Origin of the sequence: Sodalis endosymbiont of Henestaris halophilus (genome assembly GCF_900161835.1) — a bacterium.
Lineage (GTDB): Bacteria > Pseudomonadota > Gammaproteobacteria > Enterobacterales > Enterobacteriaceae.
Genome location: NZ_LT897836.1, coordinates 98,603 through 117,712 on the forward strand (window position 1 = coordinate 98,603; position 19,110 = coordinate 117,712).

Here is a 19,110-nt window from a genome sequence, read left to right on the forward strand (position 1 = left end):
GCGAGGCTTCCGCACTACTGTATATTAGGCGAACCTTTTACCAATAAAATGCTACGTTTTATAATGCAGAAAATGGACGGTGTAATTAATTTACTTAGAATCTCACAGAGTTCGCTGATTTTTTCATCGGTAGCGCATCCAGAATCAATGATATATTTCTCAGTATGTAATGTTGTTACTAGAGTCGAAAATACTGCTTTATCAAAAAAATCAGGTGCGTTGATGCCATGCAATATCGATAGCCTCTGCGCTATAATACAACTTTTTTTTTCCAGTTTTGCACGGTTAAGTTGCGGATCAGCGCGTAATAACAAACATGTAATTGCGTAGCGCTGTAACGTTTCGCTCACGCTAGCGGCAAAGAGCCGCAAAGCATTAAAACGAGCTAGCGTCGGATACAGTAACATTGCCTGCATTTTTACCAATCCCTGGCGCCCTAGTTCGGTAATGAGACGGTCGATAACCATCGGCACTTCCTGTTTACTGTAGCGCATAAACAGCTCCGCTTTTAAGAGAGGATACAATATCATAATTTGATGATGTAGTTGTTCGCGCGCGATACCCGGACGACCGCAAATAATGTTCGCCACCAACGAAGGCAGAATTAACATATGCTGAATATTATTGCGATAATAGGTCATTAACACGGCCTGCTCTCGTGAAAAGCAGATGATATCATCGATACTGTTATATTGAATAGTAAACTTATTCATGGCCAGCGCATGAGACAAAAGCGCGTCAGGCGTTAAATCAGGTACCGTGATATCCGGCGCATAAGGAACATTGCGCAGAAGATCCAGATAGCAGGCTAACTGTGATAACAACTGCTGCCGAGTAAGCAAGCGTTCACTCGAAGCCAGCAAAACACTCGAACATAAATTAATGGCATTGGCCGCAGCAGCATTGTTGATTCGCACCATTAGTGCGGCAGCAATGTCATCCACCGCCGGTGCTAACCAACAGGGACGATGTTTATCAATTGGATCAATATAATTACGCCACTGAGGAACTTTTTGCGATAACCAGGTAGACAAGTGTAACGGATCGCCAAAATTGACGTAACCCTGACCGAGGTTACGTAATTTGCGCAATCCATACAGCATTTGCCAAAATCCATCTTTCTTTTTGTCAGCTCCATTCAATTCTTTTACATAGGTTCCTACTTCTATCACATGCTCATAGCCAACATAAATCGGCACCAGAGTAATAGGACGACTACCACCGCGTAACATGGCCTGAATTGTCATGGTCAAAGTGCCAGTTTTCGGCTCTAACAATCTCCCGGTACGGGAACGTCCCCCTTCGATAAAATACTCTACCGAATAACCACGAGTGAATAATTCGCCGAGGTATTCGCGTAATATAGTAGTATAAAACTTATTGCCTTTGAAGGAACGACGAATAAAAAACGCTCCAAGGCGGCGAAAAATAGGTCCAACAGGCCAAAAATTGAGATTAATGCCGGCAGCGATATGCGGCGGTACCAGTCCTTGATGATAAAGCACATAGGAAAGTAAAAGATAATCCATATGGCTGCGATGGCAGGGAACATAGACAATTTCGTGTCCCACGTCAGCTAATTGACGAACACGCTCAGCGTTACGTACATCCAGTCCTTGATACAGCCGGTTCCAGGTCCAGCCCAGTATTCGGTCTGAAAGTCGAATCGCTTCATAAGAAAAATCTGCGGCAATCTCCTCTATCAGTTTTAGCGCATTTTGCTGGGCTTTTTCTACAGAAATTTTCTTACTGCGAGCCTCATCCTCCACAGCTTTTTCTATGGCTTTAGAAGTCAGTAGTTTACTGAACAAATTACGGCGCAAAGGTAAACGCGGTCCGGCCGCAGCTAGCCTCCACCTAGCAAAATGAATGCGCGCTACCCTGGTTAGTTTTTGAGTGATAAACTTGTCCGCACCGTGTTTGGTAGCCATATAGCGCAATGATAAAGGCTGTGAGAACCTTACGACACTATCGCGTCCGAGCCATAAAACCGCAAAAAACTTTTTGATATTTATCAGCAGTCGTAACTGCGATAACACTTGGTAAGGTTGCGCCTCTCTACCGGGTGAACGGCCAAACATAATTGATACTGGCACCAATTGCACATCCAGTTCAGGGTTCAAGAGGTGCAGATCAAGATAATTATGAAACAGTGAAACTGATTGTAATTTTTCAACGCAAAATGACAATACACGAAGCCCATCATGAATAAAAATATAGCGAGGAAGGATCACGCCGTCAATGTGTAGAGGCGTCAGTGGATCGGGAAAACCTTGTTTAAGACATTGTATACGTAAGGTTAACAGGTCCGCCTTGGAGTTATATGGTAACACATACATCATAGGCTGCCGAGGGTCTAGGCCAACTTCAGTTCGTGGATCTTTTGGAATAACTTTACTTCTTACCAAAAATTTTAGCGGTAAATTTAACAACGTATAATAAATTGTACGCCAACCTAACATGTTGTTGTGAAGCCTCTTGTAAGCAAATACGAGGTAAAAATACTAGAAACCCAGCGGAAAATCTGTGAAGACGTAAGCCGCCACGCGTCTAGAACAAGCAATTGCTTAGACGTTGCGTGCAAAATAAATAGTGCCCCAGCGCGCGTTCTAATTTTATGGCCTATCATCTGTGGTCACGGTATGGAGTAAATGACGACGTACTTAGATATGCGGTGAACATTAGTGTGTTTGCTGTACTCGCTATAACCTATATAAGCTAGAATATCTGTCCAGCTTATACGCAAAATACTTACTATTATCGTGAATAAAGCTTTATTTATCGCGTTCAAGTTTTTATTAGCAATTCTTTTATTTATTCCCGAAAATACATAAACAAAAGTATAACATAAAAACACTAACCTCTTCCAAAGGAAAATAGATTTTTGATTTGCGACTATACAACGCAAACCGGCATACCACCTCTCGCGCACCAAAAATTGTATCTTGTCTATGATTTCGTTCACTTCATACGGCAGAAAAGCATTTGAAATGCACTCGTGCACTAAAAAGTTATTAAACTAATATCTTGTTGAAAACCAGATATTAGTTTAATAGTAAAAGAAACTAACGGTTTTCTGGTAATTAGGCAAGTGATAAGTGATTAACCGCCGCTAGCTACTAATCACATTAAAACTCATTATAAGTAGACCTAACTAATTCAAGTCAAATGCGAATTTCTTGTTTTAGATTAACCATCTATTAATCATAAACTGTCGTTATCATGAATGTCTACCTACTAGAGATCCATAAACATAGAAATATAGATATAATCATTAATAATGCAGGCAACGTCAAGAGATTAAAAGATGGATAAATAGTTTATATATTAAGCAATAGTAATTTTTCTTAATTGTAATAAATTTGTTCCAGCAGTAACAGACCATTATAGTACTTATGGGTGATAGCATGATTATTCAACGATAACTGTCTATTATTGCAGTGCGACAGACCTTGAGTACTGCTAGACCACTAATGCATGGCCCACAATTCTTACAGACTCATGAAATATTCATCATCAAAATGCTTGAGTTCTTTATTTCTTTAGTTGCTCTACGATGCATAAATACCTCTCATAAAAAAAGTAAATAATATACTAATCTATATTTTAAGCCTGCTTTCCGTTCTCAATGTAATTACAGCACAAGGGTTGTGATCACATGTCCCCCTAGTTATGTGCATATATTAGCACTGACAAATGCACTATGCATCTTTCGTAAATAACTAATATTAACGATTTAAATTGACCTCTGTTTATGTAAAAGTCGTGCTAATTTGTTGGTCATTAAATCTCAGTTATGTCTCCCGTAGTGCCTAATAGCGATTTTAATACTCTACTTATAACGGTTTTCACTTAGAGTACAGATGGTGTGCGGGCATATATATCTTCTGCTGCACTCTAGCTGGCGGGTTTTAGGGCTCCTACAAAGACAGCCCTCTTATAAAAGAGCTGGTGCTAATTTGGCATAGTAACCACCGATCTAATTGTGCTTTGAACTTCTTATAGTACCACAGCGCTATGTCAAGCCTACATTGACGGCTTAATATAATGTTTTTTCATTTGGTTGCTTTATAGAACAACTATTATAGTTGAAAAACAACAACGCAGTTACCAAGCTATATAAAGCACTTTAAAACAATCAGTGTAAAGCTTAGCAAGATCGCGCATCGTGTTAACAAACTAATTACAGACGAAGAAATATAAGTTCCCATACAAAGTATGTCTAACAATACCGCATTTAGGTAGGTGTTCAGGATAGCTCCACAACTAGATACTGATGAGGCTGCATCACTCTCTTAAACGGAGGTTAGTAGGATAAAATAACATATTTTATGTGTCCATGTATTCGTTGCTTTTGAATGTATATGTCTAATTCTGCAACTAGCAACTGGCTATTACCATTTTGTATCTGCTATAGCTGATGCACAACTCCCTTAACAGTTTATCATAACCGCGTAAGTATGAATGATAATAAAGGTCGATGCTTACAGTATCTAGAGAACTGCCGCTAGACTTACCAGTCTATTAGTTATATTAAACTGCATCTATTAAACCATACTAGGTTTAATGACAAGATGAAGATTAAACCTATTGATGCTACAATACCATGAGCAGTAATTAACATGATAAAGATTAAAATCTCGCATAGCAATGTACTTAAGTATTTAGCTCTCAACTTGTGTATTACCGAAAATTTTAAGTAAGTACTATATCAAAAGAGCCACAACCTTTCAAAAAATAACTTTTTATTTAAATTATATTTAAGAGTTATAAACCTTCCTTTATAACTATTAGTTTAAGCTATTTAGGAATTAAATATAATAATAAGTATAGCGATCTATTTTCAGATCAAGAAGGATAAATTATCCAGCAATTTATGGTTGAACGCTGACATGCATAATCTCAGTCTCATCTGTATGAGTATCATATTAGTCAATAAATATTTTGATGTTTAGCATTTAAATACAGTAAATATATTTATTTATTAGATTATTAAAGGAAATATTATATATAAATACCGAACCCAACGTGGGTAGCTAGTTTTAGTATGTTATAATCTTAATTACCTAAACGATACAACCCACAGTTAAGGTCAAGACGAAATGAATCCTGCTAGCAAAGAAATGTATTTATTTTAATAAAGACTTGAATATTTATTAGCATATTTCAGTAAGGTACTCTGCAGTATTAAAAGATCTAAAACAATACTGAGAATAATTTTATTATTTATAAATACTAATTAGATAACAATCATCAATAAAAAGATCAATTAGATCAAGTTAGCTTTTGCTATAGTTAAAATGTGCGGATATTAAACAAAGAAATATAGTTATAACTACGTAACCTTGTTAATAACATTCAAGATGTTTTAATCTTACTTAAAAAGTCAGCACCAACTAACAAAATTAATTTTATCTTTAATGCTAAATAAAGGTAAAATAAATATACAGAGCATAAAATAGAAGGTATTTTGACCTTAATGCATAAAATGCAAATAATTCATATAATTACCTAGAATTAGGTATGTGATTATTCATGGTATTTATCAACTATCTCAGCATTTAAAAAAATAGGTGAACATCAGCAGTATTTACACCCAGATATTTATCATGTAAATATATTGTGACACGCATTGATTTTAATAAACAAAAAATAGCTAAGCAAGAAGATTTGTTTAAATTTTCTTAATAGGCACTTTATAAGCAAACTCTCTAATTTATTTAATAAACTTCATCATTGCTGCCAAGAGTATGGATTCACAGGTGAAAATCTTAGTAGCTCGTATACGCTGATAAGCAATTATTGTATTAAAAATATCTTGATACAAACCGGAGATAATATGTTTACTAGTGGACGTATAGTTTATAAATATTTAATTGCAAGTTTATAAGTAAAATACTGCTAATATAGCTTTATGCAACCCTTAAGTCATTAAATGCAAAAATTTAACTATTCCTCAAGAGAATATGACTGTATGAAAAGATAGGATACTTATATTGCGATATAATTAAGGTAACTAACTAAATATATCAGTAATAAAGTCACCACCTACTTCGATGCACAATTGATTAACGCGTATATTTTTAATAAATTGAAATAGTAGCTTGATTATGTAATAAATACAGCAAAATTATTTATAATAAACTGCTATATGAGCTTACTATCAAGTGGCATGAAAATTTATCTAAAGTGAAATATTACAGCGACTTAAAATTTAGATCATTAAATTATAGAAATTAATAATTTTATTAGTTATTAACGTAACGGTGTTGTACAAACATTAATAAATCATTTTAAGTAAAAATATTGCTAAAACACTATATTATGCTATAATATGCTTTAATATATAGTAACATTTTAAAAATCATAGTCTTAACAAGATGGTAGACGATGTGTAGTATTAGTTTAATATTAACTAATTTTAAACTTACCCTTTATTAAAGAGTATAATAAATGTAAGTGATTAATAAATCATAACATCAAAAACAAATAAAATATTTATTCTAATATAAATACGCGTTTACCTATAGGTAATAAGATAGGTGACACCTTAATTGTCACTAATATATAAATTATTTGATATATTGACTTAATTAAATCACTGATAATACTAGCGAAAAATCAAACTTGCTGATCAAAAAACATACTAATACATCAATTACACCATTATTACTTTTATTTTATTTTTGTTAAATTATATATATGCTCATGGCAAGATAGGTTTGCTTTTCATAGCAACATCAAGATAAAACGACCAATATATTTAAGTTTTATACAAAATATTAATGTTAAAGCTATTAAATATTATCACTAACCTAAGTTAATAATATAAATACTTATCTTAACTCAAGAGTTATTATTTATCATAAGCAATTAATACGTTGTAGTCTATTAATTATCGACAATATATCATGAAAATAAATGATAATCTTCTCAAGATTATGTAGTTAACAAAATAACTAACATGGTATTACTTATATAAAACATGCCAATTATCACATAAAATGTGTATACTAAAATTAATGTGTGACTATAGTTAAAATACATAAGTAATTATAATTTTCTTCAAACTTGTCATACTTACTTCAAGTATAAATAAGCTATAAGTTTTTACTTAAATTATTAATAACTATGATCAGTAAAATTGCATCTGTGATGGTGTAATAATAATTAAAATAAAAGTTATATTTACAGATGATGAATAATAAATATATTTACTAATATTTATTATAGCTGATATGATTATTAATCAATACTAACTCATTATTAATAAATCAAAATAATTAAACCTATCTATAAATATGTTCTTTTCTTATGAAGAGATGGTTCAAACAGAAGTAACAAAATTCAAACATCTCTTATACGCTTGTAAAATTAACAGCGACTCTAACAGTCAGCAGAGTCATAAATAAAGGAGTTTACTTCCACTGGAACACAAAATACTAAAAGTTACCTCTAATAAATAAAAGTTAGAAATGATAACAACACAGATATCTCTTCAGAAAAATCTCTGCATAAAATTTCAGAAAATTTAGTCATTGAAAGGCTTGATATTGTAATTGTAAAGGAGAAGCTGACTATTAACTAGTCAGCAATAAATGCTATTAACACAGTGAAAGCCTTCAAAAACGTTAAGATATGAGAAAGGATATTATTAAATCCTTACCACATCAACGGTTAAATCGGTCATTGAAACATGAAAGAAAGCATTTATCCTAACAAACAACTTAGCAATTAAAGTAATTATAAAAGAATTTATGGATTATGTCATTAAAGTTGCATTAGTCTCACAAAAGGAAAATCGATGATAGATACAACAGCAAAAGATTAACACTAAAATTAAAAGCATATTAACGAATAAAATTCGAAACCTTTATGTAGCAAAATAAAATACAAAATAAATCAAAACGTAGTGAGATAAATGATCACAGCGATTAATTGCATAGCTAGAGATTACTCCATTTATGAAAAAACTTCTGATAAAACATGCATAAACAAACATGTCTACATAAACAAAAAAATCACATTTTGCTGCGTTTTTTACGACAGTGAATACTCAGACACGCACGAAGTCGATATGAGTCAGTTTAGGTTTAAATGGATGACGCTGCACCGCCTGTACCTTAACTTCGCTTTCTTGACCTTCTATAATCAAAGAGATATGATCTCTGTAAAAACCTTCTTTTTTCTGAATATTTAAAACGACATCATGATCAAGCTCGATTGCAATCGGAGATTTAAAACCTCCGTAAACAATAGCTGGCAACTTGTTTTTCATGCGCATACGGCGACTAGCCCCTTTTCCTTGATCTTGGCGAAGTTTAGCATTTATCACTAACATGATTTTCTCAAAATTCAAAATTAAATTTGCCACTTGCAATCTATTAGCAAGCGGGGTACACGTGCTTGTAGCACGCAAAAAAATTACCGAAATTACTGGTGCGGAATAAACAAAATCCAACTAATTGCATAGTTTATCAATACTACTCAAGCAATTTTGATAATCGAAAAACTTATTTTACATGTACCACAATAGCCATACAAGCGAAACAATAAACTTCTTGGCCAGGAGTATTATTTAATACTTCAAGATTAAACATGAATCATCTAAAAAATATTTATGCAAGGGATAGATATAACTGAATCATTTTATAAAGTGACAGTTAGACTATCATCACACTGTTACGTATATCACTTTCTACGGCATCTTTTATCGATGATATTGACTAAAGCATTATTGCAATTAACAGGCAGGTCACTAAAGAAAGTAAGAAGGTAACTTATTATGGATAACGCCTTTTTACAAGAAATAGGATGAAAGCCAATAACTCAAGTAAATACTGTCTAAATAAACGAAAAAAAATTTCGTATATTTATGCAAATAAATAGCAATAATAGTCCTGACTGTATAATTGACTAACATTTTTAGCTACGGTAATTGTATTGTATAGGACCATCGTAATGGCTATAAATTTCTTACAGTTAGAAAAACACAACATTATGGTCTTGATACCTTACCTTAATTTAAGGTATGAATAAAAATTCTAACAAAATTTCTTAGCCGATAGATATAAAACTTTCTTATCTCACTCAGTAATTAATGGCTGAATAAATCAGGTTAATGGCTTTAGACTCATCTTCATAAAAATCACATTGGCCAAGAATCAGTGTAGCTATTTAATTATAATTTTATTAGTGAATGTTTTATGCTGTAGCCCATAACGTATAATATATGAAATGATGAGCATCATACATAAATATTAACAGCAAATTTTAGTATACTACTAAAATCTTTCTAAGCGACTAGACAGAAAAACCAGCACGATGGCTATAATACTTATCGCAAGGTTACGATAGCGATAACCCTAACACTCGCTCTAAGCTAGTATTAATGTCACTGTTTATGACAAAATGTCAATTTATATTCGTTAATATAGTAATATTTTTGCTATTCTGAAAATTATTCCTGAGATAATCTCATACTTACTTAATTCTAATATCCTATTTTATAAACATTAACAGATCATCGCCACTTATGTAGCGATCACCTTTAACGAATTTATAACTAGGAAACTATAATTTATGGTGATTTATATCATCACCATATAAAAAAAGAAAATTAAGTTTATCATATCCAAGATGATAACACGCTAAAATTCTCCTAAATAAATTGATATGTATGATTAACTCTTCTCATACTGCTGGTCCATATCGGTCGCTACAACTTTAATACCCTCCTTGCGCACTATGATTATTCTTTTAACGATCACTATCGCAATAGTGGCGTGTAAAATCGGGGTTATTTTAATCAAGCATCTTAAAAAGATCCTTACAAAATAAGTATTATAATATTATAGTTATAATTTCGATAGCAACTTTATCGTGTACATAGAAGTAGCACCGAATGTACCCAGAGCAAAACCCCAGACTGAACTTCAACATTCATAAACTGTTGCTTGCACAACGTTGAGTTAGAAAGATGTTATAGTTATTAATGAATTGTTCATGAATAAAAATTCAGCACTTTTTTATGACGTCTATAAGCGCATAAACACCTACTTTATAGGTAATAAATATTCCGTGCATGCTAAACCGACAACATACAACTTAAAGATACGAGAGTGCTAAATTATCAGGTACCGCCGATAATATTTCACTCACTCTTCCACGAATCAAGTATCAGTTTTAAAGTCTTAAGCTAAGAGTCATTCCACTTATTAGTGTTGTTAATATCAATTAATGAGAACTTATAGACCCACCCCAAGCAAAGAGATAGTTAACTTAGAAGTAATAATTAATAAGCTACGGCAATAATCAGTATATACTACCTTTTCAGCATAAAAAATGGTCTAAGACCACCTTGGGAATACCGTAATAAGTAAGTGAAGTGGATAAGCGCTAAATCATTACACGCTAGTACAAATCTGGAACTACGATATGATAATATCACCTTCTTTAATATGTTACGTATGAATTCCCAACAGCGATTTACAAATCATCTTAGGACCAGAATATATGAATTGTAGCTACGATACAGATCGCATTTGAGTTAAAAATCTATTATTAACTAATCGATAACCTAAGTAAATTCACTACTCGAGTCACAAAGCAGTGCTGTTGTGGTTAAAACGGATGCTAAATCAAATGTTACTCTAAAATTATTTCATAATATCTTTGGTATTATTCAAATTTATTCCACAAGAAATACATGAATATTCAAACAATTACTTATAATTTGCAGTATGACTACTGCTCAGGATGTGTGTAAATAAGGAAGCTAACGTGACCGACAAAATTATATTAGCAAAAAGAATGGGTATGCACGTCGTCACATGTTGTGCGCTAACAATGCTGACTATTGATAACACCATGATGTGGCCGTGATTACATTCAATTTCTGGTGGTTATTAGGCATAACCGTATTCTTTGAACCAGATAATCTAGGTAGTGCAGAGCCAGAGAAATTTATGCCAAACACAATCTCGACTATATAACCTGCCACGATAGCGATCGGCATCAGTAAACCGCATATTATGTAACTACGTTAATATTTATAAAACCTATTTAATGGCAATACATCTAACATTTCTGCCGTGTATTATTTGTTACCCTAATAACTAAACATATCTAGCTGGACTTACTCAGGTTTAATTACTGTTCAAACTAACTTTAATTAAAAACCCTGCTGCAAGCCGCAAACAATGTGCAGATTCTATCTCTTAACATTATTGCATTTATTAATTACGATAACTCTGTTATTATTGTTTTTAATTTTTATTAATTGCGCAATCCACGGCGCCCTTCAATCTAAAAAGATTCACTGCAAGAAACTATTTTCTACTATTATTTTATATAATAACTACTAAAATGTAGCATTCACATAAGGAACAACAGCGATGATATTAGGAGATAAAGTATTGTTAAGTTGAATGTGACTAAACTCTAGCACGAGGTAGAAGAAAAATCCGCTCTGGCACAAAATAACTACACTGACCAATGCTGAAGAAAATAAATAGCTAAGAGGAAATTAGCCTGGATGATTATAATCCTTAGCTTTATTTGAAATAATTTTATTCGATGGACAGCAGTTACCTTTTAAGATACCATCGCATGAATTGCGATTCTACAGCCTTTATTTAGTCAGTTTTTTTTTTGCTACTCACCCCAACAATCTGGGGGGGAGAATTAGGATGAAAGGTTACAAATAATATTATTATATAAGATATGAGAAGCACTATGAATACATGATAATTTTATTACTAATGTCTTTCAGCAAATGTTTAATCCTGACAACAAGATGTGATTTGCCAAGCTAGCGAACTCATAATCTTTGCAAACCAGATATCATGGGCAACACTTATTTAAGGTACAAAAGAGTGCTTTCGTATTTGAGACAAAAAAGAAGCACGGCTTGTTATTGCATTTTACTATCAAGTAGTTAACAACGATCTTATCTAACTTACTCATCAGTTTACATATTATTTGATAAAATATAATGTCGTAATAGCTCAGTAAAGCTATACCAAAAGAAAATCATCATCACAGATAAGTGGATCTGATCGACTGAAAATCCATGTTCAAAATCGTTTTTGTAACTTATTATTAATAGCCCTAGCTATAGATAACTAGGGTTGTGTAAATTTCCCGGAAAGTAACCATAATCGTTGAATATGGTTACGACTAAATATTTTATCCGGCTCATATTAGTCAAGCGTATATGGGCATCCAGCGCCGAAGATCCCAATACATACTGAATATCTTGTTAAAATTAAATATATTGAAATAATTTTTCATATTCTAATCTATTCCACAGTACGTGTATAGCGGTCAAAACATTTGATATTCATACAGGAAGGTATGATTCTTAAGTTTTAAGCAAAAACCAATAACATGAATCTTCTAGAAACTATTATCCTATATATTTAGAAGGAGTTACCGAATTATTATCACCTACTAAAAATAATTTTACCAGGGAAAGATCTAGCAATTGTAGAGAGACTCTTATTCTAAAACCTAAGCAAGTTGCTAATATCTTGTACCCTTTTATATATGGTTCATGGCTTAAACGTACGCTAGGAAATTAACTTTTCTTGTTTCTAAGACATTATTAAAAAAGAGAGTGCATGTTTGATAGCATACTACATCATGTTAAATCATCGTAGCGCTATTATTAGCGCAGATTCATAGCAAAAAAATGCTGTAATACAAATATGCCAGCAAGCTAGCATATTTGAAAACAGTGCATCTGATATAAATGCAGCAATTTATAAGACATCAAATAAAATATTAGTCAAACAAAAATTAGTCCACTACCAATGCTCTAAGCATCACGTTATACTGATAAATAAATGTGTTGATATAATGGATGTCTATGACTTTAAAAATTTCATTCTCTATAGGGAGTATTGATCTAGCCGATGATAAAAACGCTATACGCTAGATCAGCAGCAAAAATTAGCAATTAAGATCTTTTTGGTTTTTCTAGCACTTTACAAGTGATCATTCTCTAGTTCTACTAGGTATAGTTTATTTTACCTTTAACGCATGGCCCCCAATTATATTATTCAACTCTCTCATAACAGAGAGTAAACTAAGCGAGGTTTTTGCCAGAATGTCGATTACATCCTCTGAAATGTGTTGCAATCAGATTTATACTTGATTAAAAATATTAAACTGTAAGTTTTTTTTAACAAATCATGAAAACTTTATTAAAGTTATTATCAATCTTGCATAAGATCAGCGCGTTGGTTTTAATAACTAGGAAAAGCAGAAAATCCATAAATCCTTTAGCACTGTTATATTGTAATAAAAGGCTCATAAATAAGTATAATCTATAACAATCTTATGCACTTATAATTTTATTAAAGTATTTTGAATTAAACTAAAAGTACTAGTAACAACTTAACTCACGTAGAGTGCAAATTACCTATACATCTTTGTATTTTAGCTAAAATAGATAAAACTTATCTATAAAAACCTAATTTATTAATGTCTTATCGACATACATTTTGAAAATTAGTAAAAAAGTAGTAAAATTAAGATTGATAGTTTTACGCTTATGATTATTTTCCTATTCGGCTATGCTTCTATGTAAATAGGACAATAACTAGACGATAATTGAGATTTTAACATGCGCATGATGATAGAGATTTAGCGCATATAAACGATCGGCGGTCATCAAATAAACATAGTCAATATACTCTTATTACCCTTAATAAGTTACGAAATGGGAGCCGACAACATATACAGTATAGTCGGTAGTAAAAAACCCAAACTCAATTTATTATAAGTAGCATGATTCTCTAGCCGTAATATAAATAAATTTTAACTTATAACTAGGATTAATTAATAACCTACTGATCATATTATCATATTTACTGAACTCCAGGTTTGCGGTTATTTTTAGAGAGAAGGTAAATTCTGTCATCAATGAACAAGATAAATACACTAGTGCTTTCAAAAAGCAAAACGACTAGCAATAATAGGGTATACCATTTAACGCATCAACACTACCAGCACACAATGCCATAAACTAAACCCAATATTGTGCGCTAATTAGCATTATAATGCCTACAGCCTACAAACTCTAGGCAAACATATTAACTCCTGAATATCATGCGCCATAGTAAAAAATTATGTTAGTTATCCTAACGTCCATTTAGATGCTATGATTGTGTTAATATTTTATCTACAATCATTTTGAGTTGTTTTTTACCGAATAAAACTCTTTCGCATTTCTAAATATTTTTCTCTATGATTTTATTTAAAATTTATAGCATAATAAAAAATTACTGGTGATTGGATGAACATCCATGTTTAACAATAAACACGATAATATCGATATTATGGTACCTAGCTATATATTTTTTAGCTATTGATCTTGGTATCTGTTATTTTCAGGTACTTACAATGAAGAAAGATATCAACGATACTTCACAGTTCTCAATGAACATAATTAGAAAAGGCACAGAATCTTTTTATCTAAAAAGACTTTTGCAAATAAAATTAATGATATTAATGTTTATTTTACTAAAAGGTATTCTCCAAAAAAAACTGTAACTTTGTTGCTCTTTTAACCTATTAAAAATCAGAGAACAGGCAGCAAAAAAGACCAAGCTTTAATAGCAGATAGCTCTAATAATCCTGTGACTAAACTAGTTAGAGCACATAATGTTCTTTTTTTAGACCAGTATTACGCAGGAATCACCTAAGCATCATGTGCATGCTAATACGGTATTTACACGTACCGAACTATAAAAACTTAACAACATACAATTTCGTTTAACGTAAAGGCGTGCAATAAGACTAATTTCGAATAATTTTGCTCTTGCGTATACATTTAGAGCGATATATAAGTAAACTGCAAAAATACAAATGTGACAGTCAAGACATCAAAGTACAGAGTGACAGCTATATGCGCAAACATCTATCTCATGATTACCGTAATCACAATAAAAATTAGAATACTCATATAGCCTTCAATCAGCACAAACACCAGTACAACAACTAATGTGATAAAGCAGAAATGTAGCTACTGCACTTCCTCTATTGTCCAAAAAAACAATACTAAACTAAATTGCCAGACTCGCTTGGGAATAATATGTGTGCAAGGCTTGCTACCACTAACTCCTCAAGTTAAGGAGTGATAAATAATCTTAAATTCCTTTTAAGTCATGCAATGACCAAATAATTGGTGGCTAAATTTAAAATAAAATTAATAAATTAATTCCCAATCATCATAATATGGACGAGGCTTAAGCTTAGACATGAATACTATTTATTCAGTTATTAATCACTAATTGAAAAAACTAACTCAAATGGCAGGATAAACCTAACAAAAATTGCCATTAACTTTTGCATAAAATTTGAATTCAGTGCTATTAAGCAAAATTTATTTTTTGAAATGAAGATAAATTTCTAAATTAGATGTCGGTTTTGTTAACATCAAATTAACTCAACAATTTCGATAATTATTATTCTTCAAATCGGAATGCTTTAGCACATCCATGGCTAGATTTTGATATTTATTGCAGTAACTGCCTATTCATGACATTACTAAGAATAGTAAGTCTTACGTTTGATATTTAGCGCGTAATCAAAACAAGTACAATCCTAGAAATTTATCGGCTTATCCGATGCTAAATGCGTGACTTTAATTTTAACCCCTAAATATCGTAAACTACTGGGGTTAAGTTAAGCTATTAGTTATAAATTTATAAAAAATATGGCTATAATCAGAGATTATAATCGATATTTAGCAAAATACAAATGCTAAGGTAAAAACATATTAAAATACCTTATCTTTCAATACTAAGGTTTCAGTAACACAACCTAAGCCAGGTTTAATGTTATGACGTTACTAAAACATCTATTAGACTTTTAGTACTAATCCGTTATAGATCTTTAGATGGCTTATAAGCGATGAGGCAATTTCAATTTATCAGGGGATTAACAAAAAACTTCTTCCTTTTCTCCTGGAGAAACTCAAAAACAATCGACATACCAATCGTAAATGTTAGCTAGCGCCATAAAGCTTTACTAGCATAACTAATCTTTAATACTACAACGCACCAAAATAACTATACCATAAGAAGTTAAAATAGTGTAATCACCATTGTTAAATCATAAAAGATTTATGGCGCAGTCCAAGGGCAGCACAAGTAGCTTTACCAAGCTAGAACATAATACTTACTCACCATTCTTCAAATCGCGCTTATTACTAGAACAGCACTTGTGATATTTATAGGTAATTACCTTATTAAATTGATTAATCTCAATAAATTTAGTGCAGAAAGTAATTTTAATTAAAAAGCAACTATAAATTACATACAAAATAGCTGATAGTAATATAATGTTCCTCTCATCTTACTTTTTATAAAATGATAAAACACAACTCTATAACATCTATGTTTACTTAATAAACTATTGTTATAAAATATGTCTATAAAACTGCAGTAATGATACTACTACATGTATAGTACATTGATGTCAATAACATTTGATTTGTTAAGATATTATTGATACTAAGCAAGTCTTAAGAGAACATATACCCTTTACCCGTTAATTGCTTTACCACATATCTTTCGCGTACTAGGTTGACACAACTATAAAGTACGACCAAACTAACACTAAGATCTACCAAACTGCTGGAGGCATTATACTGTGTATGCATATAGTAATTTATTATATCCAAGAGGAAAATAGGCAATAACAAGCTGTGTTGATCAAACAGTATTGACTCGTGATAATTATTGAGAAAAACACGCCTACAAATAAATATATAAAAAATGACTATACACATTAGTATAGTCAACGTTACTTAATTATAATTAAGTATACTAAAAATCAAAATGGACAAAAGCAAGCTATCTATGACACAAGAAATCTTGTGCACTGGCTTAAGAAACTTGGTTTAGAAGATATGTGACTTTTCGTAGAAAGAAGCAAAATAATAGATATTGCACCTTCGATGCAGTATCTAGCTATTCGTTACAGTAGTAAGTTTAATAAAAGAGCAATTGCGGACAAAATCTAAACATATTACTCTGCAGTTCCTTCCGTTCTTAGTGTTATTACTTCAGCGCGATCAACAAGTTCGATATATGCCATTGGTGCGTTATCGCCAGCACGGAAACCACACTTTAAAATACGAGTGTAACCACCGGCACGGTTTGCAAAACGTTGGCCTAGATCGCTAAATAGTTTTAACACAATTTTGTTATCCCTAGTGCGAGAAAATGCTAAACGCCTATTTGCCACACTATTTATTTTAGAAAGTGTAATCAAAGGTTCAACAAATCGCTGAAGTTCTTTAGCCCTTGATAAAGTCGTTTTGATGATTTCATGGCGAACCAAAGAACCAGTCATGTTACGTAACATACTTTGACGATGACTGCTATCACGATTCAATTGACGACCACTCTTACGATGACGCATAACCTCATCCTTCTCAGTAAAATTTTAACATGTGATCGAATTATTCATTTGCTATGATTAGCGGAGGCCAATTCTCCAGACGCATACCCAGAGACAAACCTCGGGAAGCTAACACATCTTTAATTTCGGTAAGAGATTTTTTACCAAGATTGGGCGTTTTCAGCAATTCAACCTCCGTGCGCTGTACCAAATCACCAATGTAATGAATAGCTTCTGCCTTAAGGCAATTAGCAGAGCGGACAGTCAATTCAAGATCGTCAACAGGGCGAAGTAAAACCGGATCAAATTCCGGTTTTACCTCTTTTATTTCTGGCTGACGTATATCACGCAAGTCAACAAAAGCTTCTAATTGTTCAGCCAAAATAGTTGCTGAACGGCGAATAGCTTCTTCAGGATCGATAGTACCATTAGTTTCCATTTCTATAACAAGTCTGTCTAAGTCGGTACGCTGTTCAACACGTGCAGCTTCAACATTATAGGCAATACGCTCTACAGGACTATAGCATGCGTCTAACAACAGACGGCCAATAGGGCGTTCTTCCTCTACGTGCATTCGTGCAGAAGCCGGAACATATCCACGTCCACGCTGAACTTGAATACGCATATTGATAGATGCGTTTTTATCGGTCAAATGGCACAAAACATGCTGCGGATTAATAATTTCGACATTCACATCATGGCTAATATCAGCTGCAGTTACAGGGCCAATACCAAATTTATTTAGGGTCAAAAAGATTTTGTCTTTACCTTGTAATCTTACTGCTAACCCTTTCAGGTTAAGCAAGATCTCTAGGATATCTTCCTGTATACCTTCTTTGGTACTGTACTCGTGCAGTACACCATCAATCTCAACCTCAGTCACCGCACAACCCGGCATAGATGAAAGCAGAATACGGCGAAGTGCGTTACCTAGAGTATGACCAAAGCCACGCTCTAATGGCTCAAGGGTAACTTTGGCATGAGTTAAACTAATTTGCTTAATATCTACCAGGCGTGGTTTTAAAAAATCTATTACAGAACCCTGCATTGTTTCCTCTCTTATAGTACTAAACTTTACTTAGAGTAAAGTTCAACTATCAGGTGTTCATTAATATCCGGAGATAGATCAGTACGTCTTGGAATACGCTTGAGCACTCCTGAGAACTTAGTAGCATTGACTTCAAGCCAAGTTGGCTTTTCACGCTGCTCATTAAGTTCTAATGAGGCACGCACACGGGATTGTTTTTGTGCTTTTTCGCGGATACTGACAACATCATTAGGAATTACTTGATAAGAAGCAATGTTGACAACATTGCCGTTCACCATTATAGCCTTGTGACTGATTAATTGACGAGATTCAGCACGAGTAGTACCAAAGCCCATGCGGTAAACGATATTATCGAGACGACCTTCTAGTAATTGCAAAAGGTTTTCACCAGTATTACCTTTCAGGCGGGCTGCTGCTTTGTTGTAGTTTCGAAATTGACGTTCTAACACACCGTAAATACGACGAACTTTTTGTTTTTCGCGTAACTGTACGCCGTAATCAGACAGACGCAGTTTACGTGTACCGTGCTGACCGGGCAATTGCTCAATTTTGCACTTAGAATCGATCGAGCGAACACCAGATTTATGGAATAAATCTGTGCCCTCACGACGGCTTAGTTTAAGTTTAGGACCCAAATATCTTGCCAT

Annotated in this window: 6 protein-coding genes; all 6 read right to left on the reverse strand. The window is 33.0% G+C overall.

Features of this window, described 5'->3' with window-relative positions; all coding sequences use genetic code 11:
- Positions 1-14: 14 nt before the first annotated feature.
- The 6 genes from plsB to rpsD all read right to left on the reverse strand — a co-directional run bounded on the left by plsB (position 15) and on the right by rpsD (position 19,110).
- Positions 15-2,462: a glycerol-3-phosphate 1-O-acyltransferase PlsB gene (plsB, locus tag HBA_RS00195; RefSeq protein ID WP_097032059.1), complete on the reverse strand. Its 2,448-nt coding sequence runs from the start codon at positions 2,460-2,462 to the stop codon at positions 15-17.
- Positions 2,463-8,056: 5,594 nt separating this feature from the next.
- Positions 8,057-8,341 (reverse strand): 50S ribosomal protein L25, encoded by a 285-nt coding sequence (gene rplY / locus HBA_RS00200; RefSeq protein WP_097032060.1) that lies wholly within the window; start codon positions 8,339-8,341, stop codon positions 8,057-8,059.
- A 3,503-nt stretch (positions 8,342-11,844) separates the two neighbouring features.
- Positions 11,845-12,021 carry a hypothetical protein gene (locus HBA_RS03415; RefSeq protein ID WP_157774264.1) on the reverse strand — a complete coding sequence of 59 codons (177 nt, stop codon included), beginning with the start codon at positions 12,019-12,021 and terminating at the stop codon, positions 11,845-11,847.
- A gap of 5,019 nt (positions 12,022-17,040) precedes the next feature.
- Positions 17,041-17,436 (reverse strand): 50S ribosomal protein L17, encoded by a 396-nt coding sequence (gene rplQ / locus HBA_RS00205; RefSeq protein ID WP_097032061.1) that lies wholly within the window; start codon positions 17,434-17,436, stop codon positions 17,041-17,043.
- Positions 17,437-17,476: 40 nt separating this feature from the next.
- Positions 17,477-18,463, reverse strand: a complete 987-nt coding sequence (locus HBA_RS00210; protein WP_097032062.1) for a DNA-directed RNA polymerase subunit alpha — start codon at positions 18,461-18,463, stop codon at positions 17,477-17,479.
- A 26-nt stretch (positions 18,464-18,489) separates the two neighbouring features.
- Positions 18,490-19,110 carry a 30S ribosomal protein S4 gene (gene rpsD / locus HBA_RS00215; RefSeq protein ID WP_097032063.1) on the reverse strand — a complete coding sequence of 207 codons (621 nt, stop codon included), beginning with the start codon at positions 19,108-19,110 and terminating at the stop codon, positions 18,490-18,492.